Source organism: Salinivibrio sp. PR5 (assembly GCF_001996085.1).
GTDB classification, from domain to species: Bacteria; Pseudomonadota; Gammaproteobacteria; order Enterobacterales; family Vibrionaceae; genus Salinivibrio; species Salinivibrio proteolyticus.
In genome coordinates, this window is record NZ_MUFK01000042.1 from 1 (window position 1) to 25,702 (window position 25,702).

Below are 25,702 nucleotides of genomic sequence, written 5' to 3' on the forward strand. Positions count from 1 at the left end.
TATCAATAGTTAATAGAAACCGTGTCAAATGGCACGGTTTTTGTTTTTGCCAATACGGACAACAAACGGCTCGGTCGTTCGTGTTGCAGTGGCAAAGTAAGGAGCAGAAAAATGAAACAAGCAGGTGTGGCCCCTTGGTATCGGGTAGTTTTTTATGTGTTAGCGCTCAGCATGCCAACCACAGTATGGGCCWGTTTTAAAGATGAGGTCAGTGGTTTATATCAGTCTCTCAACCTCGCCGGTGAGGTGTCGTATCAGGCCTTTTCTGATGCGTATCGCCATTTTAAGCACAACCAAAGTAGCAAGCCGGTGATGACGCTGATTGATTATGGCAAACCGTCGTCAGAAAAGCGGTTTTGGGTGATTAATGTGAAAAAACGCCAAGTGCTATTTCGCTCTTATGTCTCTCATGGCAAGAATAGTGGCGCCCTTTACGCAAAGCGTTTCTCGAATCAGATTAATTCCTTGCAAACATCATTGGGGGTCTATCGTGCGGCTGAAACCTATCATGGTAAACATGGCTACTCACTGCGTTTAGATGGGCTTTCCAAGGGTTTAAACGATAATGCGCGCGCAAGAGCGATTGTGATCCACGGTGCCGATTATGCTCATCCTAAGGTGATTAAACAAAGCGGCCAATTAGGTAGAAGCTGGGGCTGCCCGGCGTTACCTAGCTACTTATCCTCGCGCGTGATTGATGCTATCAAAAATGGCACCTTTATCTATGCGTTTGCCAGCCAAGCTTGATGGTTCTAGATTGCGCAGCGGACGAGGTTTCACGAGTCATTTCACGGTGGGCGATGTAACACCTGCACATTGTTCATCGTGAACGCAAATTCTCTACCAACAAAAAATAAAGGCATGTTGAGACGCTTTTTATCGCGCTAGCGTATGCTCCTTAACCACTAAGGAGGAATGCATGGCACGCCTAAATCCTGTTACTTTATGCTTACTCTCCGCGTTTACCCTGTTTCCTAGCAGTGATGGGGATGCTGCACCGTCCGCGCCAGCGTTGATGCATGGTGTTGACGGGCAGATTGCCGAACATGACTATCGTGGCTATTGGGCCAGTGAAAAACTGGATGGGATCCGCGCCTATTGGACGGGCACGCAATTCTTAACTCGACAAGGAAATCCCATTCACGCACCGGATGCATTGATTCGAACGCTGCCAACGACGCCTTTAGATGGTGAGTTATGGGCCGGAAGAGGCGAGTTTCAAACCGTATTGCGTACCGTGTTGGACGATAAACCAGACCCTGACGCGTGGCAGAACGTTCGTTTTTATGCGTTTGATTTACCGGAGCAACCTGGCCCGTTTTCTGCTCGCTATGCAGCACTGAAAAAGATAGTCGCCAACAGCGCATCGCCATTCTTAGCCTTGGTAGAGCAAAAGCCAGTGACTGACAATGACGCGCTCCAAGCCCAGCTTATTGCCATCAATGAATCGGGGGGTGAAGGTTTGATGCTGCATCATCCCGATAGCCTGTACTTAGGACACCGCGTAGAGAGCTTGGTTAAGCTAAAAACCTACCAAGAGAAAGATGCCACCGTCATTGGTATGACGCCCGGAAAAGGTCGGTTACAAGGCTTGATGGGGTCCTTAGTGGTACGTCTTGCCGATGGTACTGAGTTTCGTGTGGGATCAGGCTTTAGCGATGCACAGCGGGCTGAACCACCTGAAATCGGCAGTACCATTTTGGTTAGGCACAATGGTGTAACGGAAAAGGGCATCCCACGCTTTGCGCGTTTTATTCGCGAGAAACCCATGCTTTAAAAAGAACCCGCCTAACGGTTGGCGGGTTTGCAGGGCGGTTTAATGCTCATGCGTGGCGGGTGACGTGTCCTGACTTGCTCGATGACGAAGCTGGTGATCAAGGCACTGACAGTCTGCACTGTATTTTTTCTTACTGGTTTTTCCGATCCCCGGGTTAAAACTATTAGTTGGGTCGAGCTGATGGTAGAAATGGGCTAAATCGGGCTCGGCGGCATAGAGATGTCCCACGTTATGCTCGGCAGGGTATTTCGCGCCACGCTCGTTGAGCTGGGCGAGCATTTTTTCCTTAATCGCATGCACATCGGCACCTTTTTTCACAATGTAGTCTTGGTGAAAGACGTGACAGAAAAAGTGTCCGTAATAGAGCTTGGTGACCAACTGTGACTCAATGGTATCAGGCAGTTGCTCGACCCAATGTTTTTCATTGCGCTTCAATGCAATATCAAGCGCGAGAATATCTTCCACATCATTGCTGTGCATGGTGTGATAGCGAATCGCTGCGCCGGCAGCAGCAAAGCGGTGAAGCATGGCTTTTTTGGCTTCCTCTTCGGTACAGACAAAAAAGTCGCTGTCATCATGGTCGGCAAAAAACTGCGTCAAGAATTGCGAGCTTTCCTCAATACCTTCGTCTGATGCTTTAAAAATCAAATGATGCTCAAAGCGGTCACGGAACGCGAGCATACGAGAAGGCAAATGCTGCGGAAAAAGCTGGCTAACGTACTGCATGACTTTATCCGGCAGTGAATTGGGCAGCAAGGGCACTTTATCCAGCCACGCGGTAATTTGAGCTTTTAAGGCAAACATTTTAGGAATGCTGTCCGTCCCTAGTCGGCCAATGGCTAAAAACACGTCTTTGCCATATCGTTCAGCAATATTAAAGGCCTCGCGATGCATGTATTCTGCCACTTCGGGAAGATGTGACAGTTCGCTGAGCACACGACGACGTAACTGGTACAAAACATCAGGATTGTTGGTGCCGATATAGAACACCTTTTCACGCTCTGGAATGGGATAGGTATCTAGTCTGACCGCAAACACTGCCAGTTTTCCTGCACAGCCACTCACTTCATGAAGACGGTGTTTATCGGCGTTATACCGTGCAGGGCTATCTGCGTCGACATCACGGAGGATTTGCTCGTAATCATGCGCGGAGGCTTTGCGCGTATCCGTGGTAATGTCTTCAGGACGATAATCGCCGCGTTCGACACGGGCGAGAATGGTTTCCGGATCGTCGCCAAGCGCAATCCCTAAATGATTGACCAAGACTAGCTCACCGGCTTCGTTTAACTGCGCAAAGAGCGAATATTCTGTATAGGCAGGGCCACGTTTAACCAACGCGCCACCAGAATTATTGGCCACACCACCGACAATCGATGCGCCAATACACGACGAGCCAATCACAGAGTGCGGGGCTCGGTTAAGAGGCCGTAAGGTTTGCTCTAAGTGATGAAGTGTGGTCCCCGGAAAGCTGATCACTTGCTTGCCCTGATCAAGCAGCTGTAAGCCGTCTAATCGTGTGGTATTAATTATCACCACATCGCGGTCATAGTCATCGCCCTTCGGCGTTGATCCTTCGGTTAAGCCCGTATTCGCGGCTTGCATGATGATCACCACATCGGCGTCAACACAAGCTTGCAAGACACGCCATTGCATCACTAATGATGTTGGGAAAATGACCGCCAGCGCACTGCCTCCTCCTGAGCGAAACCCAGTACGATAGTGCTGGGTATGACTTGCATCCGTCAGTAGGTTCTTGTGACCGACAATATCCGTCAGCGTTTGTATAAATGCTTGTTGTTGTGATGAGGACAAACGTGATGGGGTGTTCATAAGCGTTCCTTTCCTTCCATATATTCAAAAAGGCTGAGGGTCAGCCTGGCTGGCCCGCTTGAGTTAGGTCAATCAGGCCGAGTTCTGCGCTCGGCCTATCATGGTCAGATTACGCCGCCATCAGGATGTCAGCAACTTGAATCACATGTATCGCGATGATGCCAATTACCCCAGCGGCAATCAGGTAGTAAATCGTAGGTAACACAGTTTTACGTAAGGTCGCGCCTTCGCGCCCCAATAAGCCCACAGTGGCGGAGGCGGCCACGACGTTGTGAATGGCAATCATATTACCTGCTGCCGCACCGACGGCCTGAAGTGCCAGCACGGTGACGGTTGATGCGCCCAGTGTTTGTGCGACTTCAAATTGAAACTGACTAAACATCATATTCGAGACGGTATTTGAGCCGGCGATAAAGGCCCCTAATGCACCAATGGTGGCGCTAAGAGCAGGGAAACCATCACCCACCAGTTGCGCAGCAAACCGCGCTGTCATCACTGGCATACTGACCAAATCGGCGGCATTCACACCTGAGTTAATAAATATACGCACCATAGGAATGGTAAACACCAACACAAAGCCTGCACCGATGAGTGTTTTACTGGACTCGTTCGCTGCTTTGAATAGAGGCTGGAAGCGTTTGCTGTGAAGTAAGGTGGCAACTAAGGCGACGAATGCGAGGATCCCACCAGGAAGATACAAAGGTTGAATCGCCGCGTTAATGCCGGTTTCTCCCAATAGCGCGTTAAAACTTAAGCTCACATCTGTTAGTAGTGATTTTACCGTTGGACTGACGCGGCTGATCACCAAACACAGTGCCAAGAGTAAATAAGGCGCCCAAGCCATGGCCATGTTCATGGGCTTTTCCTGAACCTTAAGATCCATTTTAAGCGAGCCTAACCATTGACTTGGCCACGTAGAGGCATCATCAAAGTCCCAGTGCTTTTTGGGAACAAGAAAGTTTTTCCGTGCCGCAGTGGTGACTAGGACAATACCCACTAATCCACCAAGTAGAGAGGGGAATTCAGGACCGAGTAACCACCCGGTCAAGGCATAAGGAATGGTAAAGGCTAACCCCGCAAAAATGGCGAATGGCGCCACGGCCAATCCTTCGCGCCAGCTTTTGTTTTTGCCGAAAAAGCGGGTCAACATCATGGCCATCAAGAGTGGCATTAGGGTGCCAATGATGGCATGGATGAGTGCAACTTGGGTGGTGATAGCTTGTAAATAGCTAGCCCAGTCACTGCCGTTAGCCAGTAATGTTTGCCCAATAGTGTGGCTATCAAGCCCTTTGTTGACGCCGACGATGATAGGAGTTCCCACTGCTCCGAAAGAGACGGGGGTGGATTGGATCATCATACCAATCACAACGGCGGCTAGCGCAGGAAAACCGATCGCAACCAACAAAGGAGCAGCGATGGCCGCGGGGGTCCCAAATCCTGACGCACCTTCAATGAAAGAGCCAAAACACCAAGCGATAATAATGGCTTGAATACGCCTGTCATCTGAAATATTGGTAAAACCATTGCGAATCACGGTAATCGCACCGGTATGTTTCAATGTATTGAGCAGCAAAATCGCGCCAAAGACAATCCAGAGGACAGCGGCAGTAATGATTAGTCCTTGTAAAATAGAGGCTGAGACGCGAGTAAGGCTCATTTGCCACTGGAATAGTGCGATTAACACTGTCATGATAAATGCCACTGGCATCGCCTTTTTGGCGGGCCAATTTAATCCCACCAGCAAAATGGCAGCAACCACGATGGGTGAAAACGCAACAAGGGCGTAGAGGGTATCAGTCATAGTCTGTCCTTTTAGACGTCTCTTCCGTTAGTTCACGTAAAAGCAAGGCACGCCATCGTATTTTTATGCTGTCGCATCTGTTATTTTTTTGCTGACATCGTGATGACGTGATGTTAACTGGGTGTGACATTACTCGTTTACATTTTCTTGATATATGGAAATAATGAAAATGATTACTTCCATAATTGACATAATATGCCGAAAACAGACGATCTCGTACTTTTTGCTCAAGTCGCTGAATATGGTTCCTTCAGCAAAGTTGCCGAAATAAATTCCCTTACAAATTCAGTCGTTAGTAAACGGATTAAGAAGCTGGAGGAGAGTCTAGGCGTTCAGTTGTTGTATCGAACAACCCGAAAGCTGACACTGACGGATGCGGGGCGGACACTCTATCAAGGCGCAAAAACTGTGAAGCAAGCCGCTGATGAAGCCTTTGATGCAGTCTCGGGCTTTGGTGAGGCGATCAGTGGCCATATCAAAATCTCGGTACCAACGATTTCTGGTGAGTTACTGTTAGCGGAGGCAGTCGCGGAATTTTGTAGCCAATACCCGGGGCTTACCATTGATATGTCGTTAGAAAACCGCTTTGTTGATTTGATTGATGAAGGGTTTGATTTGGTAATCCGTACCGGTTATCTCGAGGACTCCAGTTTGATTGCCCGGCATATTCTTGACTCTCAATGGGTGGTTTGTGCCGCACCGGGCTACATTGCACGTCATGGTCGTCCGCAGCAACCTCATGATCTGAAAGCCCATAACTGTTTGCAATATGCCTATCAAACCACAGGGGCAAGTGATTGGGAATTTAAAGGTGAGGGCAAAAACCAAATGATTAAAGTGTCGGGGAATATATCGACGGATAACCCCATTGCATTGAGGAAAGGCGCGCTTGGGGGACACGGTATTGCGTATGTCCCGCGTTGTTTGGTTTATCAGGATATTACTCGGGGCGACTTGATTGATTTATTTCCCGATCAGGTGGGCAAGCGATTGGGGATTTATGCCGTGTACCCGTTTACCCGTCAGCCACCAAAGAAGATCCGCTTACTCATTGAGCACATTCGGCAAAAGTATTTAGATATTCGCCATTGTTTCTAGCAAGATGATGCATAAACAGATACCGAGTTTATTTGGCTGCAATGGCAACGTTCGGTGACAACCAAAAAGCGCCATGCTGGATGGCGATGACGCTTGTATTCTATGTACAGTCAGATTTAACTATTTCAGCATCTTCGCCATTTCACGGCCTTTGCCGATCACATCATCAACGGCGGCGACCACGGTTTTAGGAAAGCCGAGCATATTGTATTCGAGCTGCTGATTAAGCCACTCGAGCTTGGAGTCGGTAGTGACAAACTCCTGCCATGATTCGTCGACTTTCCCCGCCAGTCGTAAGATACCGGCCAGTGGCGAGAATTGTTCTTGATGGACGGGCGTAAATTGATAGCGAATTGCATCGCAAAGCCGATCAGGAAAATTCCACCTACGTGCTAACTCACCGCCTAACTCTGCACTGGTGACACCTAAAATGAGTTCCTGCGCTTCTTGCTTGGGTTTACCCGCTTCTATATGTAGGTTAATCCTATCAAGCTGTTCATAAGCGGTTGTCATGATCAGCAATTCGCCCAAGTTATGAAGCATCCCCGCAGTAAACGCCTCATTCGGATCCATTTTTAATGAGCCCGCGAGCGCTTTGCTGATGGTCGCTACTTCAAAGGTGTGCTGCCAAAATGCGTCGATATCCAATTCGCTATCGACGTCAAACGCACTCATTAATGCACTTGAAACGACGAGGGTGCGTACGGGGCCAAGCCCAAGCCGAATGACAGCCTCATTGACAGAACCAATGTTCCGGGCTCGTCCAAAATAGGCGGAATTTGATAAGCGGAGTACTCGGGCTGAAATCACTTGATCGTATGAAATTTTGTCCGCAATTTGATTGAGATCGGCACTATCACTGTTTACCAAATCAATCAGTTCTTGCACGATTTTGGGGATTTTCGGTAATTTATCGATACGCTCAACTAAGCTACTGGATTGCATAATAACTTCCCTATAAAACGCCCTCATCTAACTATAGATCAGGGCGAAACGTGGGTGCGGATAAAATGCAAAAAAAGCTAAGCCGTACAGTATGCCTGCTTACGAGCATTAAAACGTTCAACCAAATCTTGAATCGCCTCTTCACAATAAGGGCGCAACCCGCTGGCGACCATCGTTTTACACCCGTGACCGACGCGCTTATCGCCGACCATAAAATCAAACGAGAGATCGACCTTGCCCCGTTTGCCGCTGACACTCATGGTCGAGCTAGAAAGGGCAACTTCGGCCGAGCTTATTTGTAAATCATCAAACGACAAACTCATGCTCTCATACATCACCAGCGGACGATCGGTATTGATCATCATCTGTTGCTCACGCATCAATGGCACCATGATATGGGGAAAGTTTTTACCTGAAAACTGTACATAGTGCTGAGCAATTTCGTTAGCAAGCACAGGGTCGTGTCGCACAGCACCGCGGCGGGTCAGGGTAAGATAGAGCTTTTGGTTTTCATCGACCACAGTGACTTCATGCTCGGTTTCGACAATCTTTAATGGCGTGTTCGCACTGATCATGCCATTAAAATGAATCTGAATATGCTCACTGATCCCAATCTTTGCAAGCAAAATAGAGAGCAGAAGATCGCCGGGTACACAAAAGCGTGATGCCTCAGTATCGTGGATAGGGTTAAAGTCACCGGCAACACGTTTAGCAAAGTCACTGGCTTGCTGGCGAGTAAAAAGCAGTTTTCCGTCCTGCTCACTATAATAACGTTCAAGTTGCATAATTGTTAACAAAAGCGATAAACAAGTGAGTATTGTAACCCAAGCGGACCGATTGATTGGTCTAGCCAGTCGTTGCATTAGCGGTTCGTGATCGCGGTCGAGCATTTTTCCCAAGGAAACCATTTCGCGACCAAGGTCTAAAGCCACCATGCTTCAAAGGTTTCAATTTGGGTGTTATAAATGAAGGTGTTAGATAAAAATTCAAGGATGGGCTATGACATTTCCCTACCGACACATTGTTGTGCTTACCGGCGCGGGCATTTCTGCAGAGTCGGGTATTCGTACCTTTCGTGACCAAGATGGCCTGTGGGAAGAGCACCATATTGAAGATGTCGCGACGCCAGAAGGCTTTGCGCGTAATCCGCGATTGGTTCAGCAGTTTTATAATGATCGCCGTCGCCAGCTGCAATCCGGTGTGTTACCCAATGCAGCGCACGACGCGTTAGCCCGTCTTGAAAAAGAGAGTGATGCCACCGTGCTGGTGGTCACGCAGAATATTGACGATCTTCATGAGCGTGCTGGCACACAGCACATCATTCACATGCATGGCGAACTCCTCAAAGCACGCTGCAGCCACTCGCAACAGACCATTGATTGGGTAGGGGATATTACTGAGGCTGATCACTGTCATTGCTGTCAAATGCCAGCGCCCCTTCGTCCTCATGTGGTTTGGTTTGGTGAGATGCCACTAGGGATGGGACAAATCCATGATGCACTTACCCAAGCTGATTTATTCGTTTCTATTGGGACGTCTGGTGCAGTCTATCCCGCTGCGGGTTTTGTGCATGAAGCGGCGATGCATGGGGCTCACACCATTGAAATCAACTTGGAGCCCAGTGCGGTTGAAAGTGAGTTTAATGAACGCCGTTATGGCAAAGCCAGCACATTGGTCCCGGCGCTGGTGGATGAAATCCTCGCCCTTGAACGGTAAAAAGGGGCCCTCAGGCCCCAGCGTCTTGTCATTACATCCCCGCCTTTAAGCGCTGGAAATAATCTTCGTACAAGCGGTTGGCATCCCCGACCGCATTTTGCCATTCACCGGCCTGCATCACCGCTTTCGGTGGGTAAATATTAGGATCATTCTTAAATGAAGCCGGTAACAGCGGATAAGCCGCTTTAACGGGTGTTGGGTAGCCAATGTCGAGTGCGAGCTTCGCGGCGTTTTCTGGGCGCAGCAAGAAATCGATCATCTTGTGAGCGGCATCGACATGTTTAGCGTTGGCTGGAATGGCAAGGCTATCCATCCAAAAGATGGCGCCTTCTTCTGGCCAAACAATCTCAATGGGAGCGCCTTCCTGACGGGCCATATAGGCGGATCCATTCCAAAGCATCCCCAAGGTGACTTCGCCGGCAAGGTAGGGGTTGGCAGGGAAATCGGAGTTAAATACCAATACATTTGGCATGAGTTCACGCAGCGCCTCGTAGGCGGCTTTAATCTCATCCGGATTGGTGGTATTAGCTGAATAGCCCAGCTTACGCAGTGCGATGTGGAAGAGCTCGCGCGCGTCATCCATCATCAGCAATTGCCCCTGCCATTTCGGATCCCACAGATCGGCCCAGCGAGAGACAGCGCTGCTATCCATAAAATCAGTGTTGACTCCAATGCCCGTTGCTCCCCAGATATAAGGGATAGAGTATTGGTTATCAGGATCAAAGGGTTTGTTCAGGTTATCCGGGTCAAGGCCGTCAAAGTGGCTTAATTTGGTCTTATCCACTTTTTGTAGCATGCCTTCCTGACGCATTTTGGAGACGTAATAGGTTGAGGGAACAACCAAATCATAGCCTTCAGGATGCGTCTTTAATTTCGCATACATGGTCTCATTGGATTCATAGGTGGAATACATGACTTCAATACCGGTTTCTTCGGTAAATTCTTCTAGCACGGATGCTGGAATGTATTCGGACCAGTTGTAAAAGTAGAGAACATCATCTTCAGCCGAAGCCGTTGATGGGACCAGTGACGCACCCAGCAGCGCCAACGCAGAGAGTGAAGACCATTTGGTCATGGTGAAAACTCCTAGACATTACAGACAACAGGAAGCGGGCTGCCAGCGGGGTAGCAGCCCGAGGAAAGGTTTATTTTAGTCGATCTTTAGCCAGCCATTGTGAGCACATGACTAAGACGAGCGATACCATTAGCATGATGGTCGCTAAGGCATTGACTTCGGGTGAGACGCCAACTTTAACCATTGAGTAGATTTTCAAGGGTAAAATTTCATAGCTTGGGCCCGTTACGAAAGAGCTGACAATCACATCATCCAAGGAGAGTGTGAAACTCAGTAACCAGCCCGCGCCCACCGCAGGCGCTGCAAGGGGCAGAATGATTTTGGTCAGAATGACCCACTCACTGGCGCCTAAATCACGAGCCGCCTCAAGCATCTTGACATCAAAGCCATTTAAGCGGCTGTACACGGTGACCACCACGAATGGCAAACAAAAGGTGATGTGCGAGAGCAGCAAAGTAAGAAAGCCCAATTGTGCGCCCATCAAGACAAATAATGCCAACAATGAAATGGCCATCACGATATCAGGTGACATCATCACCACGAACAGCATACCATTGACGAATTGCTTGCCACGAAAGCGATAGCGGAACAGCGCAACCGCCGTAAGGCTACCGATGATGGCTGCTGCAGAGGCAGAGAAAATCGCGATGGTGAGCGAGTTCCCTGCCGCCTGAACCAAGCTGTCATTGTTGATAAGCTGCTCATACCATTTCCAAGTAAAGCCTTTCCAGTTCATCCCAAACTTGCTGGCATTAAAGGAATTCACAATCAATATAATGATTGGAATATATAAAAAGGCATAAACTAAGGATAAGAATCCACTGCGTAAGATACGGCTCATGCGAGTGTCTCCTTACGATTCATCCATTTGCCAACCCGCCAATAGGCGAACAACATCAGACCCATGAGAACGGTCAGAGAAATACTGGCTGCGGAACCAAATGGCCAATCTCGTACATTGAGGATTTGGCTCTTAATCACATTACCAATCAGGAGGTTTTTCGCCCCACCCAATAAATCAGAGACATAGAACATGCCCAAGGCGGGCAGTAATACCAACAAACTGCCAGCAATAATCCCCGGAGTGGTTAAGGGAAGGATCACGCGAATAAAACGTTGAACCGTATTCGCGCCAAGATCGCGCGCCGCTTCAAGGTACGCGTTGTCCAGCTTTTCAATGCTGGAATACAAGGGCAAAATCATAAACGGTAGCAAGATGTAGACAAGACCAATCATGACCGCGTATTCGGTATACATAATGCGAATGGGGCGCTCAATCACGCCAAGCCACATCAGGCTTTCGTTCAATAAGCCGCGCGTGCCGAGAAAAATCTTAAGGCCATAGGTACGGATCAGTGAATTCGTCCAGAAGGGCACAATGACCAAAAAGAGCATTAACGGACGCATGCGTTTTGGCATTCTGGCGATGATAAACGCGAACGGGTAACCGATTAACAAGCAAATCAGGGTCGCGATGGCTGCCATATAGAACGAATGCCATACCACCTTGGCGTAGAGAGGATCCAATAACTTGGCATAGTTACTGAGTGTGAAGGTCATCTCAATCAAGTTGGCATCGTCACGGGTTAAGAAACTGGTGATGATGATCATCAGGTTGGGCATGAAGACAAAAACCAATAACCAACCGACAACCAAGCCAATGATGGCGGTTTGCAGGTTAAGCTTTTTCATCGGCCAATACCACCTCCCAGCTTTCAACCCAAGTGATTGCTACTTTTTGGTCGAGTGAGTGGTCAACATCCGGGTCATCTTCGTTAAAGAATTCGCTGACCATTACGGTTTGCCCTGATGGCATCTCGAGCACAGAGTCTAGCGTCATGCCTTTATAGTTACGTTCACGCACGTAGCCAACTAGGCCATTGGGGTTAGCATCATTACTGATTTCTTCAATGCGAATATCTTCTGGGCGCAGCAAGACTTTAACTTGATCGCCGGCATGCACATCCAGTTTGCAGTAGACCTCACATTCACGCGATTCAATACGCGCCCAAATGCGTTGCTCATCCATCCGTTTGATTACGGTAGCATCGAACACATTGATCTCACCGATAAAGCGCGCCACAAACAGGTTCTTCGGCTCTTCGTAAATCTCACGAGGGCTACCGTCTTGCTCGATTTCACCATCACGCATCACCAAAATCCGGTCGGACATCGACAGTGCTTCTTCTTGGTCATGTGTGACAAAGATAAAGGTGATCCCCAGTTTACGTTGTAGCTGTTTGAGCTCCATTTGCATGCGCTTGCGCAGCTTATAATCCAGCGCGGATAAAGACTCATCTAACAACAACACTTTCGGTTTATTGACAACAGCACGAGCAATCGCAACACGTTGTTGCTGGCCACCTGATAGTTGATGTGGCTTACGCGACGCATAATGGTCAAGCTGCACCATACGCAGCGCTTCCATCACCCGAGGCTCGATCGTCGTACGATCCACGCCTTGCATCCGAAGTCCGAACGCAACGTTTTCGAATACGCTCATGTGCGGGAAAAGGGCGTAGCTTTGGAATACCGTATTTACGTGGCGCTGTTCGGCGGGGATATCCGTGACATCCTTGCCATCAATAATGACATGGCCGCTGTCCGCATCTTCAAGGCCAGCGATAAGACGTAATACCGTTGTTTTCCCGCAGCCAGAAGGGCCGAGGATAGTCAGAAATTCACCATCGTTAACGGTGAGATTGAAACGGGAAATGATTTCTTTGCCGTCAAAGCTTTTGGTCAGAGATTTAAGCTCAACAACCGGTTTGTGAGATACATGCGCGTGGTTCAATGGTTCGTTCTCTCCCTACCTGGCAAATTGTTGTTCGCGGATTTACCCATAAAATAGACGGCGCATGATAGACGTGCATCCTGCTAAGTTAAAGCAATTTTTTACACATTTTCGCTGTGCTCAAATCCGCCGCTATTATCGGTAAATCATGATACATCCTTGATGTTAACGTTGGGTAAAAATAGCACGGATTCCTTGTTTTCTGGTGAGATTGGTTTTTGGCTATTGGTAACAGTCAGATATACTGTCAACAACAGCCATGACAAATAACGATTATGAGTCAACAAGATTTCAACAATGCGCTACATATTGGTGGGTCGATAGAGACCGCACTCAACGGTCGATATCGCCTCGAGCCATWTGAGATTATTAAAGAAGCGTTCACGCTGACATTTAAACACTTCTGGTCCTTTCTGCCCGCGGCTTTATGCTTGTTTGCCGTTCAAGTTGGTATTCTAGTGTTAATGCTGACGTTACTTCTGGGCGATCCCTCTCATTTATTCGAGGGGTTAGTCGGGCAGCGCGAAATGACCACAGATATGGTGTCATCCGTGTGGTTATCTAATTTTACCTCTGAGGTGCTTATTGCCCCTTTGTATGCAGGTGCAAGCTTGATGGGGTTGGCGCATGCAATTGGGTTTAGATCCAAACCTCGCCATTTAGTTAAGGGATTGGCGTTTGCACTGCCTGTCACTGTGGTGATTTGTTTGTCTGCGACGTTACAAAGCGTTGCCAGTATGATTTTTCCATTATTGAGCTTATATGTCGCGATGGTCTTTTCAATGGCACCGCTACTGATTTGTGAAAAACGTTTGACGCCGTTAAAGGCGATGGCGGTTTCTTTCCGTGCCGTCAACAAGAAAGTGCTCGCCCTTGCTACGATTTATGCGGTGGTCGGTGTGCTATTTCTCATTTCTTTTGTTACCGCTGGCTTTGCATTGGTTTGGGCATTACCCTTTCTGTTCAATGTTAAGGGTGTGATTTACCGCGAGATGTTTGGTGTCGGCGTCGAGGTGACGGTGTCACAAAATAACGATAACAATGCCACCCCTGAAACATCCCATTCGTCAGGCAACGATACCTTTGATGCCTGATTGGCGTTTAGCCTGTACACGGAGTGTCCATGAAAAAATTAACCAGTGCATTGGTATTGGCAGCTTGTATGAGCTTGCCTGCCCATGCCGATACCATGAGATTTAGCTACAGCAAATTGTTCACTCAGCTCAAGCATAATGTTGAAGAAGGGCACCCCGATATTGGTGTCGCGTATTTTATGGTTTCGCCTGACACCGGCGAGGTGTGCCCCATATCTCGAGCGTGGATGCGCAAAAAGGAGCATTACGAAGCCTTTGATATCCCGCCATCGCAAGCCTTGCCGCTGCCACTGGATAACCAGTTACGCAAAGTGAACCCAGATGTATTTGTGGAAACACCTGCGGGCATGACCTGCGACATCTCTTTTCAGGTTCTAGTGAATACGTCGGTTGATCAGCAACTGACGGGTGAACAAATTCAAGACTGGTTGCCGCAAATGGATGCGATGATGAAAAATCTCGGCGGTATGTTTGCGTCGTGGTTTATGCCGAAAACGCAGGGCGTCGTGGTGCATTTTGGCCCAGATGTTAGCGGTAATGTGGTATCAACAACTGGCCAATCGTACGTGATTGAGAATCGTAGAGTGACCATTGATGCCAGTGCGTTGCAACCGGAGTCACGCTTAACGCTTCCAGCCACGCCAATTAAAATATCACCATGGCTACCGAAAGCCCCTTCCTCTTGATACAAAAAAAGCGCTCTTAGAGCGCTTTTTTACGATAATGAACGGGTGAGCTATTGGCTCACGTTCATCACATTTAACGTTAATGCCGGGTCTACCTCAACCACATCATCATTATCGGGGGTCGGGTTGGTAAAGGTTTCTTTATCGAAGGCAGTGTCTCCATCGCCTTCATAGGCCATACCTGCTGCCACTGATTTGAAATCAAACAAGTTAAAGTCAGCCATGTGCGAAGGCACCACATTTTGCATCGCACGGAACATGGTCTCAATACGTCCAGGAAAACGCTTATCCCAATCACGCAGCATATCCTTGATCACTTGGCGTTGCAGGTTAGGCTGCGAGCCACATAGGTTGCATGGAATAATTGGAAACGCTTTTTGCTCCGAGTAACGCTCAATGTCTTTTTCGCGACAATAGGCCAGAGGGCGGATCACCACATGTTCCCCGTTATCAGAGACAAGCTTGGGCGGCATGCCTTTCATTTTGCCGCCATAAAACATGTTTAAAAATAAGGTTTCAAGTATGTCGTCGCGATGGTGGCCCAAGGCAATTTTAGTGGCTCCCAACTCTTTAGCCGTACGATACAAAATACCGCGGCGTAAGCGTGAGCAGAGTGAGCACGTTGTTTTGCCTTCAGGCACTTTATCTTTCACAATCGAGTAGGTGTCTTCTTCAACAATCTTATACTCGACGCCGAGACTCTCAAGATACTCTGGCAAGATATGCTCGGGAAAGCCGGGCTGTTTTTGGTCTAAGTTGACCGCGATAAGCTCAAACGAAATGGGGGCGCTTTTTTGCAAGCTTTGTAGCATATCTAGCAGTGTGTAACTGTCTTTTCCGCCAGATAAGCACACCATGATGCGATCGCCATCTTCAATCATATTGAAGTCAGCAATAGCTTGGCCGGTATTACGGCGAATGCGCTTTTGCAGTTTATTAAACCCGTATTTTTGTGCTTTGGTCAGCTCTTGCGTGCTCATAAGTACTTTCGCGTGATGGGCAGCCCAACCACGTTGCGCTGCAGTGAATGCATGAATGGCGGGTATGATACGGATTTTGGCTATAAATGCCAGCAGCAGGCAGTGAATAGCACTGCCTGCTGGGGTTGAAGGATTAATCGTTAGCGCGAGGATCAAGTGGGCTGATGTAACCATCCGGCTTGATAGCGAGCAAGTCACAATCCAGTTGATCAATCATATGTTCTGCCGTATTACCAATAAAGACCGCAGAGAGGCCGGTTCGCCCTGTTGTGCCAAGAATCACCAGCTCTGCATCTAATTCACGTGCGATCTCGGGAATAACATCTTCAGGTAATCCCTCATGCACATGTGTACGCGCCTCTTCAATGTGGTGACGCTGGCGGAGCGCTTTCATGGCAGTGAGGTGATGTCCTCTAACGGCATCAGTATATGAGGTGGGGTCAAACTCTGGTAGCTCGATAGTAATGTTCACCGGTGTTGCAGGGTAGGCATTGGCTAGATGAAGCTCAGCACCAAGCATAGCGCTCATCACTTCACCTTCATCTACGAGTTTGTCATTCAATGCGGCGTGTGTTTCGCTCTCAGAAGCAACGTGTACGGACGCAATGATTTTGCCTTTGTCTGGCCATCCGTGCTCTTTCACCAGCAATACGGAACTTGGGCATTTGCGTAATAGATGCCAGTCCGTTGGGGTAAAAATCACGGATCCCAAAGTATCATGCTTGTGCGTGGCCTTAACCACTAAGTCATGCTGATGGCTAAGGACTCGCTCAACAATGGCTTCATAAGGACGGTTATGCCAAACCACCTCTTTTTCAATATCACAACCTTGAGCATTGTGTGACTGAATGATGTCATTCATCCATTCTTCACGTTGGTGCATCACGCCATTTCGCATTGCTTGACGCTCATCGGATGAGAGCATCGAGGTCATTTCATAAGAAAAGTCATAAATGGCAAGAAATAGGGTTAGCTTTACATCCGCATCGCAACGCTCACTCAACGTGACTGCGCGAGACAGTGCGGGCTGTTGGTCTTGAGCGGGGTCGATCACAACCAGAAGATTTGTATACCTGGACATATCTGCCTCCTTAGCACAGATGCACCGTGTAGTTTCAATGTAACGCACTACATCTAAGAGAGCGATATAAAATCGAGATAGGAGAGTAAAAAAGAGAAATGGCGCATAAAGCGCCATTTGTTAAGTTCTTGTTTGTATGCCGAATCGGAGATTTAAAGCTCTTCTCCAGCTAACCGTGATAGCTCTTCTAAATTTAAAACCGTGATGTACTTGCCTTTAACAGCAAGAATTTCTGATTTTTGGAAACGTCCCAACAGTCGGCTAATTGTTTCAACGGTAAGGCCGAGATAGTTGCCAATATCACCACGGGTCATCGTTAGTCGGAACTCGCGAGGAGAAAATCCACGTTGAGCAAATCGTTTAGAAAGACTGTAGAGGAAGGCTGCAAGACGTTCTTCGGCGGTTTTCTTTGAAAGGAGCAAGATCATATCTTGATCTCCTTTAATCTCATTACTCATCAACCGCATGATTTGTTGCCTTAATTTTGGCATAGAGCCTGACAATTCATCTAGCGTCTCGTAAGGAATCTCACAAATCATTGAGGTTTCAAGCGCTTGCGCAAAACTTGGATGCTCTCTCTCGTTAATGGCATCAAAGCCAACCAGATCGCCTGCTAAGTGGAACGCGGTAATTTGCTCATCACCTTGCTCGGTGATGGTGTAGCTTTTGATGGTTCCTGACCGAATTGCATAAAGTGCTCGAAGATGATCACCCGCTTTGAACAACTCTTGGCCTTTCTGAATAGGTTTTTTTCGCTCAATGATGCTATCCAGTTGATCCAACTCTTGCTCATTTAACGTAAAGGGAATACATAACTGGCTGATACTGCAATCCTGACAATGAATTGCACAGCCGCCAGATTGTACCCGCCGAGTGATGATCTTATTAGACACCATACACCTGCCTGAAATAAAAAACGTCGTTAGTAATGTTACACCATCATGGCGTACTCGGTCGACCTTATCCTTAAGGTCTATCTACAAAAGTAACTTTAATGCGCCATAAGCTGTATAAACCCCATACAGTGCCATGATTGTAGCACATGTCAAGCGTACTAGTTGATTGTTGAGTATGGGTTTGATCCGCTCCGCAAGTACACCCACAGTGATCATTGCGGGCAGAGTACCAAGCCCAAAGCCAAACATAATCAGTGCGCCTCCTGATGCGCTACCTGCAACCGCTGACCAACTGAGGGCAGAGTAGACAAGTCCACAGGGCAACCAGCCCCACAGTAAACCAAATGGAAGTGCATACGTTGGTGATTTGAGCGGTAATAGCTTAGAGGAAAGCGGGGAAACACGCTGCCACAGCTTGCCACCAACCCGTTCAATATAATTTAGACCATTCCAAATATGGGCCAGATAAGCCGCAAGCAACAGCATCATGACAGCAGCAAAAAGGCGTAGTATCGCCAGCTGATGGGTGAGGTCACTCATGGCAAGGATAGAGGCAACCGCCCCGCCAATAAGTGCACCCGCAATGGTATAGGAGGTGATTCGTCCAAGGTTATACAAAAGTAGGTAGGGCCATTTAGCCTTATTTTGGGGGATGCCGAGTGACATTGCCGCCGCCACACCGCCACACATTCCAATACAATGTCCGGCACCGACCAAACCAATGACGAAGGCGCCAATAAAATCAACGTTAGTCATACAAGAGCTCGTTTAGGAGTGTTTAGATGAGTGCTGGTTGTCTGGCTCGTTTTCGTTGCGCTGTGTATTTTGCTCTGGCTCTTCCTCATCAAATAGAATTGATGAGCCTTGGCGCTCTAAATCTTCAAATTGATCGGACTTCACCGCCCAAATAAACACCACAGCAGCCACACAGACCAGCATGATGGCAATTGGGATCAAAATATAAAGGCTGGCCATAAGGTTTCCTTACTTTCGGTTGAGCAGACGSAGTGAATTTGAAACCACAATAATGGAACTAGCAGACATGCCGACCACAGCAACATAAGGCGCGACAAACCCCATGACTGCTAAGGGAAGAATGGTGACATTGTATCCCAGAGCCCATGCGAGGTTTTCGGCAATGATACGGCGCGTACGACGCGCGAGTTGTCTCGCCGTAAGCAGTTTTTCTAGATCATCGCTCAGTAACACCATATCGGCAGAGGCTTTGGCGATATCAGTACCGCCACCCATCGCCACCGAGAGGTGCGCGCCTGCAAGTACAGGGGCATCATTAACACCATCACCGACCATTAATGTAATCGTATCGCTTGAAAGCTCCTGAAGATACGCCAGTTTTCCTTGTGGCGATACGCCTGATATCACAGTTTCAATGCCAAGCTGGTTTGCGACCGTGTCGGCATTGGCTGATTGATCGCCTGTGAGCATGGTGGTTTGAATGCCTGCGTGTTTGAACGCAGCAATCAAGGATGCGCTGCTTTCTCGAATGGGATCATTAAGCGAGAAAGCCGCAATCGGAGTATCATCACACGAGAGAACGACAGGGTAATGACTAAACGCCGTCTCCGTTGTCGTCAGCGCAAAATTCGGTTTGCCGATCCGCCACTGTTGGCCGTTTATCGTGCCACTGATCCCTAGCCCAATGTGGTTATCGGCGTCAACGACTTCATAGCACTCTGACGCTCTCAACTGAAAAGCGTGGGCAATCGGGTGGTTGGCAAACGTTTCTAAGCTGGCGGCAATGTCCAGTACGTTTTGTTCATCATATTCAGGATTGAGGATCGCGACGTCACTGATCTCAATCTTACCTTCTGTCAGGGTACCCGTCTTGTCGACAACCAACCGATTAACTTTCGTTAACGTCTCCAATACATGACTGCGGCGTAACATGATACCGAGTTGACCAAAGGTTGAGGTTGAGCAGGTTAATGCGGTCGGTGTTGCTAAAGACAGTGCGCAAGGGCAGGTTGCTACCAACACTGATAGCATGATCCAAAATGCATCGTCAGGACGTTCAAAATGCCAATATAACCACGTTGAGGCGGAGATAAGTAAAATCGCGGCGACAAAGTAGCGGGCAGTTTTGTCCGCGAGGACAGCGACTTTTGGCTTCGCCATTTGTGCTTCATCTTGTAGGCGAACAATGTTAGCAACTAATGATTCTTTATGATTGGCTGTCACTTCAAGGTCGACGTTACCTTCAACATTCATGGTCCCCGCGTAAACAACGTCTCCCTCTTGTTTCATTTGCGGCAGTGACTCGCCGGTGAGCATGGCTTCATCAACCGAGGTTGTGCCGGTTAGTACCACACCATCGGCAGGGAAAGGCTCACCTGGCAACACGCGTATTTTTTCTCCGACCGAGAGGCTATTGGCAGGCACTGCTTCACCATCAAGATAGCGCGCCATTTTCGGTACCAGCTTGAGCAAATTTGCACTCGCGGCCGCCGCTGTGCGTCTTGCCCGCATTTCCAGAAAACGCCCCAGCAGTAAGAAGAAAGTAAACATCGCGACCGATTCAAAAAAGACTTCCCCTTTACCGGTAACGGTCGCGTACAAACTTGAAAAATAGGCAAAGAGCAGGGCGATAGAAACGGGCACATCCATACCCAGTGTGCGTGCTTTTAAGTTTCGCCAAGCATTGGTGTAAAACGGAAGCGCGGAGTAGAGCAGCACAGGAGTCGCAAAGATAAGGCTTATCCAACGGAAATAATTTCGGAAGGTTTCATCCATATCGCCAAAGACTTCAAAGTACATCGCCACCGCCAGCATCATGACTTGCATGGTAGCGAGGCCTGCAATCCCTAGACGATAGAGATATTGCTTCATATTGCGGTGGTATTGCTGCTCTTGCTTATCCGCTTCAAACGGCGCAGCTTTGTAACCGAGTTGGTGAATGTGTGTAAGGATAGTGCTGAGTGATGTTTGGGTTTGATCCCAACGCACAGTCGCACGGTTCGTGGTGGTATTGACTTGGATATGCGTTACGCCTTTGGCGCGCTGCAATTGCTTTTCAATCAACCATGCACAAGCCGCACATGACACGCCATCGAGTGACAACGTCACCTCTTTTTGTTCGGCAAGGTCACGTACAAATTCGCGTTGAACATCTTCATTGTCATATAACGACAGTGATTTGAGCTCTTCCGGCACAAGGTCGGCTTTGTCTGCTTGGGTGGTTCGATATTGATAATAAGAACTCAAACCACTGTCTACGATAGTGGTTGCCACTGCTTGGCAACCGGGACAGCACATTAGACGAGGTTGATCAAAGATCACAACTTGATAGGTGTCGCCAGTCAAAACTGGCTCACCACAGTGATAACAGGAGTGGGTCATGATTACTGCTTACCGCTTAATGTCCAATCACTTGAGAGAGGGAAATTTACCCGTCCGTTTACCTTCCAACTATCGTCAAATGACGAGATCTCAACAAACCACGGCCCCTCAATTGGCTCGGCAAGATCAATATGATAAATGCCCGCTTGGTTCGGATTCACCATCGCATTGATGTCTTTCCGCTCTAGCGTGCGGTGTTGGACATGTACCCGAAGGGTTGGGAAACGTTCAAGTTCGCCTTTATTGAGCGCAATGCGTAATGCGTCCGGCGTCGTCGATAGACTAGCGGAAACGCCTTTTTGCGCCGCCACACGAAGTTTAGAAAGGTCGACGTTAATCGCTTTTCCTTTTTTATAATAATCTTCAGCCACAAGCGACACTGAGTTCAATGAGAACACTGTCACTGTGAGCAAACTGGCGACAACAACAGAAGCGGGAAGCGCGATAAGGAACCAAGGCCAGAACTGCTTGTACCAGGGCTTTATCATGGGGAACACCTTTGCTTGAGCGTTTAAAAAAGCCCCTGCGGAACAGGGGCCATGTTCACACGTAAGTGCTTATTTTACTTCGGGGTTACTCAAACGCCATACATAAGCAGAGAGCAACTGAATTTTTTCTTCACCGAGGATATCTTTCCACGCAGGCATCACACCTTGGCGACCGTAGCGGATAGTGTCTTCGACTGCACGGCGAGAGCCACCGTATAGCCAGACGTTATCGGTGAGGTCTGGTGCGCCGAAGGCAGGGTTACCTTTACCATCTGTACCATGACAGGCAGCACAGACAACAAAGCGCGTCTTACCTTTTGCGGCCATTTGCGCGTCAACCTTACGACCAGAAAGACTCAAGGCATAGGCAGCGACTTCTTTTACGCCGTCTTCACCCATGGTGTCTAACCACGCTGGCATGTTACCTTGGCGACCATGCATCAAGGTTGCCTTGATGGTTTGTGGTTCACCGCCGTATAACCAAGCTTCGTCGGTCAGGTTAGGGAAGCCCGCTTGGCCACGAGCATCAGAACCGTGGCATTGTGCACAGTTTTGAATAAACAAACGTTGACCAACCTTTAAGGCTTCTTCGTTATCCGCAATTTGCGTAATAGGGCGAAGCGTTTTCCCGTCTTCTTGATAAGCAAGCTTACGGAAGGCTTCACCAAACACTTTGTCTGCGGCTTCTAGTTCCATCGCGTACTGGTTGATGTGCTGCGCTTCTTGCGCTTTCGCCATCAATTCACGCGACTCCTCGACGCTTCTTATATCCTGATAAGAACTTTTCCAACCTAGAACGCCGGCAAAGTTACCTAAACCTGGATACAAGATTAGATACCCAATTCCAAACACTAACGTGGCCCAAAACATGTAAGACCACCACTTGGGAAGTGGGTTATTCAGCTCACGAATACCGTCGTAGTCGTGACCCATATCATCCCCTTCGGCAACACCCATCTTATCTTTGGTCGTCCAAATGATAAGGGCTGCACACCCTGCAATGGTGCCGAGTACGATGATTGTTACAAAGAGACTCCAAAACGTACTCATTCGCGATTATCTCCTGTCTTGTCTTTGGACTTATCCTGGTCCTCATCGGCGAACACCAGATTGGCCGCATCATCAAAGTGCTTTTTGCGACCTTTGCTGTAAGCCCAAATAACGATCCCAATGAAGCTAACAAATAGGACTACTGTCCAAATACTATGAAAGGTGCCGATATCCATAGGCCCTCCTTTTTTACTTCATTGCATGACCGAGTGACTGAAGATATGCAATCAGTGCTTCGATCTCTGTTTTACCTTCAACTGATGCCTTCGCATTCGCGATGTCCTCATCGGTATATGGCACACCGAATTGGTCACGGAACAGCTTCAACTTAGCAGCAGTGGTTTTCCCATCTAGCTTGTTTTCAGCAAGCCAAGGGAAACCTGGCATATTTGATTCAGGCACCACGTCACGCGGGTTAATCAGGTGGACACGATGCCATTCATCAGAATAGCGGCCACCCACACGTGCAAGGTCAGGACCTGTACGCTTCGAGCCCCATAAGAACGGGTGTTCCCAAACACTTTCACCAGCCACCGCATAATGGCCGTAACGCTCTGTTTCTGCGCGGAAAGGACGCACCATTTGACTATGACAAACAGTACAGCCTTCGCGCACATAAATGTCGCGTCCTTCCATCTCTAATGCTGTGTACGGACGAAGGTTATCTACCGGTTCAGTGGTTTGCTTTTGATAGATCAGCGGGGTGATCTCGACCAGCGCACCAAAACTGATTGCAACGATAATTAAAATCGCAAGCAGACCGGTATTTTTTTCAACGATTTCGTGGCGATTGGCACTCATTTATTCGTTCTCCTTATACCGCAGGCTCAAGCGACTTCAAGCTAGCTTCTGGCGCACGAATCGTTTTGTACGCGTTATAAGCCATCAGGAACATCCCTGAGAGGAAGATTGCACCGCCGATAAAGCGGACGAAATAGAACGGATATGAAGCCTCTAGTGATTCCACGAAGCTGTAGGTAAGGGTGCCGTCAGTGTTTACTGCACGCCACATCAGACCTTGCATCACACCAGAAATCCACATTGCCACGATATACAGCACAGTACCAATGGTAGCGAGCCAGAAATGCACGTTAACCAGTGATACGGAGTACATACGCTCTTGGCCAAATAGTTTTGGAATAAGGTGGTAAATGGAACCGATCGATACCATCGCAACCCAACCCAAAGCACCAGAATGCACGTGTCCAATAGTCCAATCGGTGTAGTGCGACAATGCGTTGACCGTTTTAATTGACATCATTGGGCCTTCGAACGTGGACATGCCGTAGAACGACAAAGAAACGATCAAGAAGCGCAAGATTGGGTCATAACGCAGTTTATGCCATGCACCAGACAGGGTCATAATACCGTTGATCATACCCCCCCAAGATGGAGCAAACAGGATCAGCGACATCACCATACCCAGCGACTGGGTCCAGTCAGGCAGTGCTGTATAGTGGAGGTGGTGAGGCCCCGCCCAGATATACAGTGAGATAAGTGCCCAGAAGTGAACAATAGACAGGCGATATGAGTACACTGGACGACCTGCTTGCTTAGGCACAAAGTAGTACATCATACCTAGGAAGCCAGCCGTCAGTAGGAAACCTACCGCGTTGTGTCCATACCACCACTGCACCATGGCGTCGACGGCGCCGGCGTAGATAGAATAGGACTTCATCGGTGAAACGGGGATCGCCATGCTGTTAACAATATGCAGAACAGCAATGGTCAGGATAAAGGCACCGAAGAACCAGTTCGCAACATAGATATGAGAGGTCTTACGCTTAATCAGTGTTCCGAAGAACACAATGGCGTATGCCACCCATACAACAGCAATAGCGAGGTCAATTGGCCACTCTAGCTCTGCGTACTCTTTCGAGGTGGTATATCCCATAGGCAGCGAGATTGCTGCGGCGATAATAACGGCTTGCCAGCCCCAGAAGGTAAACTCTGCTAACTTCCCTCCGAATAACCGTGTTTGACACGTACGTTGCGCAACGTAGTAAGACGTCGCAAACAGCGCACTGGTACCGAATGCGAAGATCACTGCGTTAGTATGCAGTGGGCGCAAACGGCTGTAGGTCAAATACGGAATATCAAAGTTCAGCGCAGGCCACACCAACTGAGCGGCAATAAGTACACCTACTGCCATGCCCACAATACCCCACAAGATAGTTGTTAGGGTGAATAAGCGGACAACGCGGTAGTTGTAGTCTTGTTCAAGCTGCTTAACTTGGCTCATATTGCATGCTTCCACTTTTTGGTTAACTACACTCACGTTTGATACGGACGAAGCCTCCGCTTCGTCTTGTTACATACCATCCCAAAGCACATCATCCGTCGCGTACGGTTTTTAACCGCTTTACTCGCTCCGTTGCTATTTCTTTGTAAAAATGGCATTTTCGGCCAGAATCATACTGTAGATAATGGGTGAAAAACAGGGGCTAACCCACACACTCAGTACGGCTTACCCCTCTTTCTTATAAAACTTTGACCTCTGTAACACGGAAAAACCTAACGATGGCAGCAGAAAAACTTACCAAAGGCCGACTCACGCAAATATTGGTGATGCTTACACTTTTAATCTCCGCGTTCATTTGGCGCACCCTTATCTATACGCCGGGACTTTCGAGTATAGACTGCGATGGTCGCCAAGGAGTTTGTGGCACATCACATTCCCCCAAATTGCTTACTTATCAATGGGAAAAAGAGGGAGATAATTTAAAATTCTTTTTAATATCAGAGACAAAGCCACATGTTGCCTACTGGTTGAAAGATGGCACACAAGCGCCGCAAGTCGCAGAATCCTCAGAAGAAACCCCAGAAGGCGTGCAACGAGTTTGGCAGTGGACATCAGAGACTCGGCCCGAGAGTCAAGACGTGTTTATGGTTGTCATTGATCAGTATCAATTCAAATTTGATTACCTAAAAACACTCAATTAATCTGCGTGTAAATTCGCTTTTTAAGCGACATATGTCGCTTATTTTCTGGAATGGCATTTATCTTAAGATTTCTCTAGCTACTCTCTAAATG

Annotated in this window: 26 protein-coding genes; 7 read left to right on the plus strand and 19 right to left on the minus strand. The window is 48.3% G+C overall.

Annotation, left to right across the window (positions count from 1 at the left end; all coding sequences use genetic code 11):
• Positions 1-111: 111 nt before the first annotated feature.
• Both BZG82_RS13330 and BZG82_RS13335 read left to right on the plus strand, forming a co-directional pair.
• On the plus strand, positions 112-747 hold the full coding sequence (locus BZG82_RS13330; protein WP_108742991.1) for a murein L,D-transpeptidase catalytic domain family protein: 636 nt from the start codon (positions 112-114) through the stop codon (positions 745-747).
• Between the two features lie 172 nt (positions 748-919).
• Positions 920-1,777, plus strand: a complete 858-nt coding sequence (locus tag BZG82_RS13335) for a DNA ligase (protein WP_077766049.1) — start codon at positions 920-922, stop codon at positions 1,775-1,777.
• Between the two features lie 39 nt (positions 1,778-1,816).
• Here the strand turns inward: BZG82_RS13335 and dld are convergent, their stop codons facing one another.
• Together dld and BZG82_RS13345 are read right to left on the minus strand one after the other, a co-directional pair.
• Positions 1,817-3,607, minus strand: coding sequence for a D-lactate dehydrogenase (gene dld / locus BZG82_RS13340; protein WP_077678021.1), 1,791 nt, complete (start codon positions 3,605-3,607; stop codon positions 1,817-1,819).
• Between the two features lie 109 nt (positions 3,608-3,716).
• A complete protein-coding gene (locus tag BZG82_RS13345; RefSeq protein WP_077661922.1) occupies positions 3,717-5,408 on the minus strand; it encodes an L-lactate permease in 1,692 nt (563 codons plus the stop codon).
• A 195-nt stretch (positions 5,409-5,603) separates the two neighbouring features.
• Here BZG82_RS13345 and BZG82_RS13350 point away from each other — a divergent pair, with 195 nt between their 5' ends.
• The gene (locus BZG82_RS13350; protein WP_077479819.1) at positions 5,604-6,506 is read left to right on the plus strand and encodes a LysR family transcriptional regulator; all 903 of its coding nucleotides are present in this window, start codon (positions 5,604-5,606) and stop codon (positions 6,504-6,506) included.
• 120 nt (positions 6,507-6,626) lie between these two features.
• On the opposite strand, the gene BZG82_RS13355 is transcribed toward BZG82_RS13350, so the two are convergent.
• Positions 6,627-7,451, minus strand: a complete 825-nt coding sequence (locus tag BZG82_RS13355) for an HDOD domain-containing protein (protein ID WP_077456142.1) — start codon at positions 7,449-7,451, stop codon at positions 6,627-6,629.
• A 77-nt stretch (positions 7,452-7,528) separates the two neighbouring features.
• Complete coding sequence (locus BZG82_RS13360) at positions 7,529-8,236, minus strand: DUF3581 family protein (RefSeq protein WP_077662089.1); 708 nt, start codon at positions 8,234-8,236, stop codon at positions 7,529-7,531.
• 214 nt (positions 8,237-8,450) lie between these two features.
• Between BZG82_RS13360 and cobB the strand changes: the two genes are divergently transcribed.
• Positions 8,451-9,167 carry a Sir2 family NAD+-dependent deacetylase gene (gene cobB, locus BZG82_RS13365; RefSeq protein WP_077661923.1) on the plus strand — a complete coding sequence of 239 codons (717 nt, stop codon included), beginning with the start codon at positions 8,451-8,453 and terminating at the stop codon, positions 9,165-9,167.
• 31 nt (positions 9,168-9,198) lie between these two features.
• Here cobB and BZG82_RS13370 read toward each other — a convergent pair whose 3' ends face one another.
• From BZG82_RS13370 to potA, 4 genes are all read right to left on the minus strand, one after another.
• Positions 9,199-10,242 (minus strand): extracellular solute-binding protein, encoded by a 1,044-nt coding sequence (locus tag BZG82_RS13370; protein WP_077456145.1) that lies wholly within the window; start codon positions 10,240-10,242, stop codon positions 9,199-9,201.
• A 70-nt stretch (positions 10,243-10,312) separates the two neighbouring features.
• Positions 10,313-11,083: a spermidine/putrescine ABC transporter permease PotC gene (potC, locus tag BZG82_RS13375; protein WP_069587677.1), complete on the minus strand. Its 771-nt coding sequence runs from the start codon at positions 11,081-11,083 to the stop codon at positions 10,313-10,315.
• Positions 11,080-11,934, minus strand: coding sequence for a spermidine/putrescine ABC transporter permease PotB (gene potB / locus BZG82_RS13380; RefSeq protein ID WP_077456146.1), 855 nt, complete (start codon positions 11,932-11,934; stop codon positions 11,080-11,082). The genes potC and potB overlap by 4 nt, the downstream gene beginning before the upstream one ends.
• On the minus strand, positions 11,921-13,036 hold the full coding sequence (gene potA, locus BZG82_RS13385) for a spermidine/putrescine ABC transporter ATP-binding protein PotA (protein ID WP_077479822.1): 1,116 nt from the start codon (positions 13,034-13,036) through the stop codon (positions 11,921-11,923). The genes potB and potA overlap by 14 nt, the downstream gene beginning before the upstream one ends.
• Before the next feature lie 275 nt (positions 13,037-13,311).
• On the opposite strand from potA, the gene BZG82_RS13390 reads away from it, so the two are divergent.
• Complete coding sequence (locus tag BZG82_RS13390; RefSeq protein ID WP_077766050.1) at positions 13,312-14,130, plus strand: hypothetical protein; 819 nt, start codon at positions 13,312-13,314, stop codon at positions 14,128-14,130.
• A 29-nt stretch (positions 14,131-14,159) separates the two neighbouring features.
• On the plus strand, positions 14,160-14,816 hold the full coding sequence (locus BZG82_RS13395) for a DUF2987 domain-containing protein (RefSeq protein ID WP_077766051.1): 657 nt from the start codon (positions 14,160-14,162) through the stop codon (positions 14,814-14,816).
• Positions 14,817-14,866: 50 nt separating this feature from the next.
• Here the strand turns inward: BZG82_RS13395 and ttcA are convergent, their stop codons facing one another.
• The 11 genes from ttcA to ccoN form a co-directional block, all read right to left on the minus strand.
• A complete protein-coding gene (ttcA, locus tag BZG82_RS13400; RefSeq protein ID WP_077479829.1) occupies positions 14,867-15,796 on the minus strand; it encodes a tRNA 2-thiocytidine(32) synthetase TtcA in 930 nt (309 codons plus the stop codon).
• Between the two features lie 133 nt (positions 15,797-15,929).
• Positions 15,930-16,877, minus strand: a complete 948-nt coding sequence (gene uspE, locus BZG82_RS13405) for a universal stress protein UspE (protein WP_077479825.1) — start codon at positions 16,875-16,877, stop codon at positions 15,930-15,932.
• Positions 16,878-17,029: 152 nt separating this feature from the next.
• Complete coding sequence (locus BZG82_RS13410) at positions 17,030-17,773, minus strand: FNR family transcription factor (protein ID WP_077479826.1); 744 nt, start codon at positions 17,771-17,773, stop codon at positions 17,030-17,032.
• A gap of 81 nt (positions 17,774-17,854) precedes the next feature.
• On the minus strand, positions 17,855-18,529 hold the full coding sequence (locus BZG82_RS13415; RefSeq protein ID WP_077766052.1) for a sulfite exporter TauE/SafE family protein: 675 nt from the start codon (positions 18,527-18,529) through the stop codon (positions 17,855-17,857).
• Between the two features lie 12 nt (positions 18,530-18,541).
• Positions 18,542-18,748: a cbb3-type cytochrome oxidase assembly protein CcoS gene (ccoS, locus tag BZG82_RS13420; protein WP_077479828.1), complete on the minus strand. Its 207-nt coding sequence runs from the start codon at positions 18,746-18,748 to the stop codon at positions 18,542-18,544.
• A gap of 9 nt (positions 18,749-18,757) precedes the next feature.
• Positions 18,758-21,130, minus strand: a complete 2,373-nt coding sequence (locus BZG82_RS13425; RefSeq protein ID WP_077766053.1) for a heavy metal translocating P-type ATPase — start codon at positions 21,128-21,130, stop codon at positions 18,758-18,760.
• A gap of 2 nt (positions 21,131-21,132) precedes the next feature.
• A complete protein-coding gene (locus BZG82_RS13430) occupies positions 21,133-21,618 on the minus strand; it encodes a FixH family protein (protein WP_077456154.1) in 486 nt (161 codons plus the stop codon).
• A 69-nt stretch (positions 21,619-21,687) separates the two neighbouring features.
• Entirely contained in the window at positions 21,688-22,668 is a 981-nt protein-coding gene (gene ccoP / locus BZG82_RS13435) for a cytochrome-c oxidase, cbb3-type subunit III (RefSeq protein WP_077661928.1), read from the minus strand.
• The gene (locus BZG82_RS13440) at positions 22,665-22,844 is read right to left on the minus strand and encodes a cbb3-type cytochrome oxidase subunit 3 (protein WP_077456156.1); all 180 of its coding nucleotides are present in this window, start codon (positions 22,842-22,844) and stop codon (positions 22,665-22,667) included. Before BZG82_RS13440 ends, ccoP begins: the two co-directional genes overlap by 4 nt.
• Positions 22,845-22,857: 13 nt before the next feature.
• Positions 22,858-23,469 (minus strand): cytochrome-c oxidase, cbb3-type subunit II, encoded by a 612-nt coding sequence (ccoO, locus tag BZG82_RS13445; protein WP_069587701.1) that lies wholly within the window; start codon positions 23,467-23,469, stop codon positions 22,858-22,860.
• Between the two features lie 13 nt (positions 23,470-23,482).
• Positions 23,483-24,910 carry a cytochrome-c oxidase, cbb3-type subunit I gene (ccoN, locus tag BZG82_RS13450; RefSeq protein WP_077661929.1) on the minus strand — a complete coding sequence of 476 codons (1,428 nt, stop codon included), beginning with the start codon at positions 24,908-24,910 and terminating at the stop codon, positions 23,483-23,485.
• A gap of 278 nt (positions 24,911-25,188) precedes the next feature.
• Here ccoN and BZG82_RS13455 point away from each other — a divergent pair, with 278 nt between their 5' ends.
• Positions 25,189-25,611, plus strand: a complete 423-nt coding sequence (locus BZG82_RS13455) for a hypothetical protein (protein WP_077479185.1) — start codon at positions 25,189-25,191, stop codon at positions 25,609-25,611.
• Positions 25,612-25,702: the final 91 nt, after the last annotated feature.

Excerpts from the sequence above, each read along its gene's own strand:
- BZG82_RS13350 (WP_077479819.1), top strand. The coding sequence starts at position 5,604 with ATGCCGAAAACAGACGATCTCGTACTTTTTGCTCAAGTCGCTGAATAT.
- potB (WP_077456146.1), bottom strand. The coding sequence starts at position 11,934 with ATGAAAAAGCTTAACCTGCAAACCGCCATCATTGGCTTGGTTGTCGGT.
- BZG82_RS13395 (WP_077766051.1), top strand. The coding sequence starts at position 14,160 with ATGAAAAAATTAACCAGTGCATTGGTATTGGCAGCTTGTATGAGCTTG.
- BZG82_RS13410 (WP_077479826.1), bottom strand. The coding sequence starts at position 17,773 with ATGGTGTCTAATAAGATCATCACTCGGCGGGTACAATCTGGCGGCTGT.
- BZG82_RS13335 (WP_077766049.1), top strand. The coding sequence starts at position 920 with ATGGCACGCCTAAATCCTGTTACTTTATGCTTACTCTCCGCGTTTACC.
- ttcA (WP_077479829.1), bottom strand. The coding sequence starts at position 15,796 with ATGAGCACGCAAGAGCTGACCAAAGCACAAAAATACGGGTTTAATAAA.
- uspE (WP_077479825.1), bottom strand. The coding sequence starts at position 16,877 with ATGTCCAGGTATACAAATCTTCTGGTTGTGATCGACCCCGCTCAAGAC.
- BZG82_RS13345 (WP_077661922.1), bottom strand. The coding sequence starts at position 5,408 with ATGACTGATACCCTCTACGCCCTTGTTGCGTTTTCACCCATCGTGGTT.
- BZG82_RS13455 (WP_077479185.1), top strand. The coding sequence starts at position 25,189 with ATGGCAGCAGAAAAACTTACCAAAGGCCGACTCACGCAAATATTGGTG.
- BZG82_RS13415 (WP_077766052.1), bottom strand. The coding sequence starts at position 18,529 with ATGACTAACGTTGATTTTATTGGCGCCTTCGTCATTGGTTTGGTCGGT.
- ccoO (WP_069587701.1), bottom strand. The coding sequence starts at position 23,469 with ATGAGTGCCAATCGCCACGAAATCGTTGAAAAAAATACCGGTCTGCTT.
- dld (WP_077678021.1), bottom strand. The coding sequence starts at position 3,607 with ATGAACACCCCATCACGTTTGTCCTCATCACAACAACAAGCATTTATA.
- cobB (WP_077661923.1), top strand. The coding sequence starts at position 8,451 with ATGACATTTCCCTACCGACACATTGTTGTGCTTACCGGCGCGGGCATT.
- ccoP (WP_077661928.1), bottom strand. The coding sequence starts at position 22,668 with ATGAGTACGTTTTGGAGTCTCTTTGTAACAATCATCGTACTCGGCACC.
- ccoS (WP_077479828.1), bottom strand. The coding sequence starts at position 18,748 with ATGGCCAGCCTTTATATTTTGATCCCAATTGCCATCATGCTGGTCTGT.
- BZG82_RS13355 (WP_077456142.1), bottom strand. The coding sequence starts at position 7,451 with ATGCAATCCAGTAGCTTAGTTGAGCGTATCGATAAATTACCGAAAATC.
- potC (WP_069587677.1), bottom strand. The coding sequence starts at position 11,083 with ATGAGCCGTATCTTACGCAGTGGATTCTTATCCTTAGTTTATGCCTTT.
- ccoN (WP_077661929.1), bottom strand. The coding sequence starts at position 24,910 with ATGAGCCAAGTTAAGCAGCTTGAACAAGACTACAACTACCGCGTTGTC.
- BZG82_RS13440 (WP_077456156.1), bottom strand. The coding sequence starts at position 22,844 with ATGGATATCGGCACCTTTCATAGTATTTGGACAGTAGTCCTATTTGTT.
- BZG82_RS13430 (WP_077456154.1), bottom strand. The coding sequence starts at position 21,618 with ATGATAAAGCCCTGGTACAAGCAGTTCTGGCCTTGGTTCCTTATCGCG.
- BZG82_RS13360 (WP_077662089.1), bottom strand. The coding sequence starts at position 8,236 with ATGCAACTTGAACGTTATTATAGTGAGCAGGACGGAAAACTGCTTTTT.
- BZG82_RS13370 (WP_077456145.1), bottom strand. The coding sequence starts at position 10,242 with ATGACCAAATGGTCTTCACTCTCTGCGTTGGCGCTGCTGGGTGCGTCA.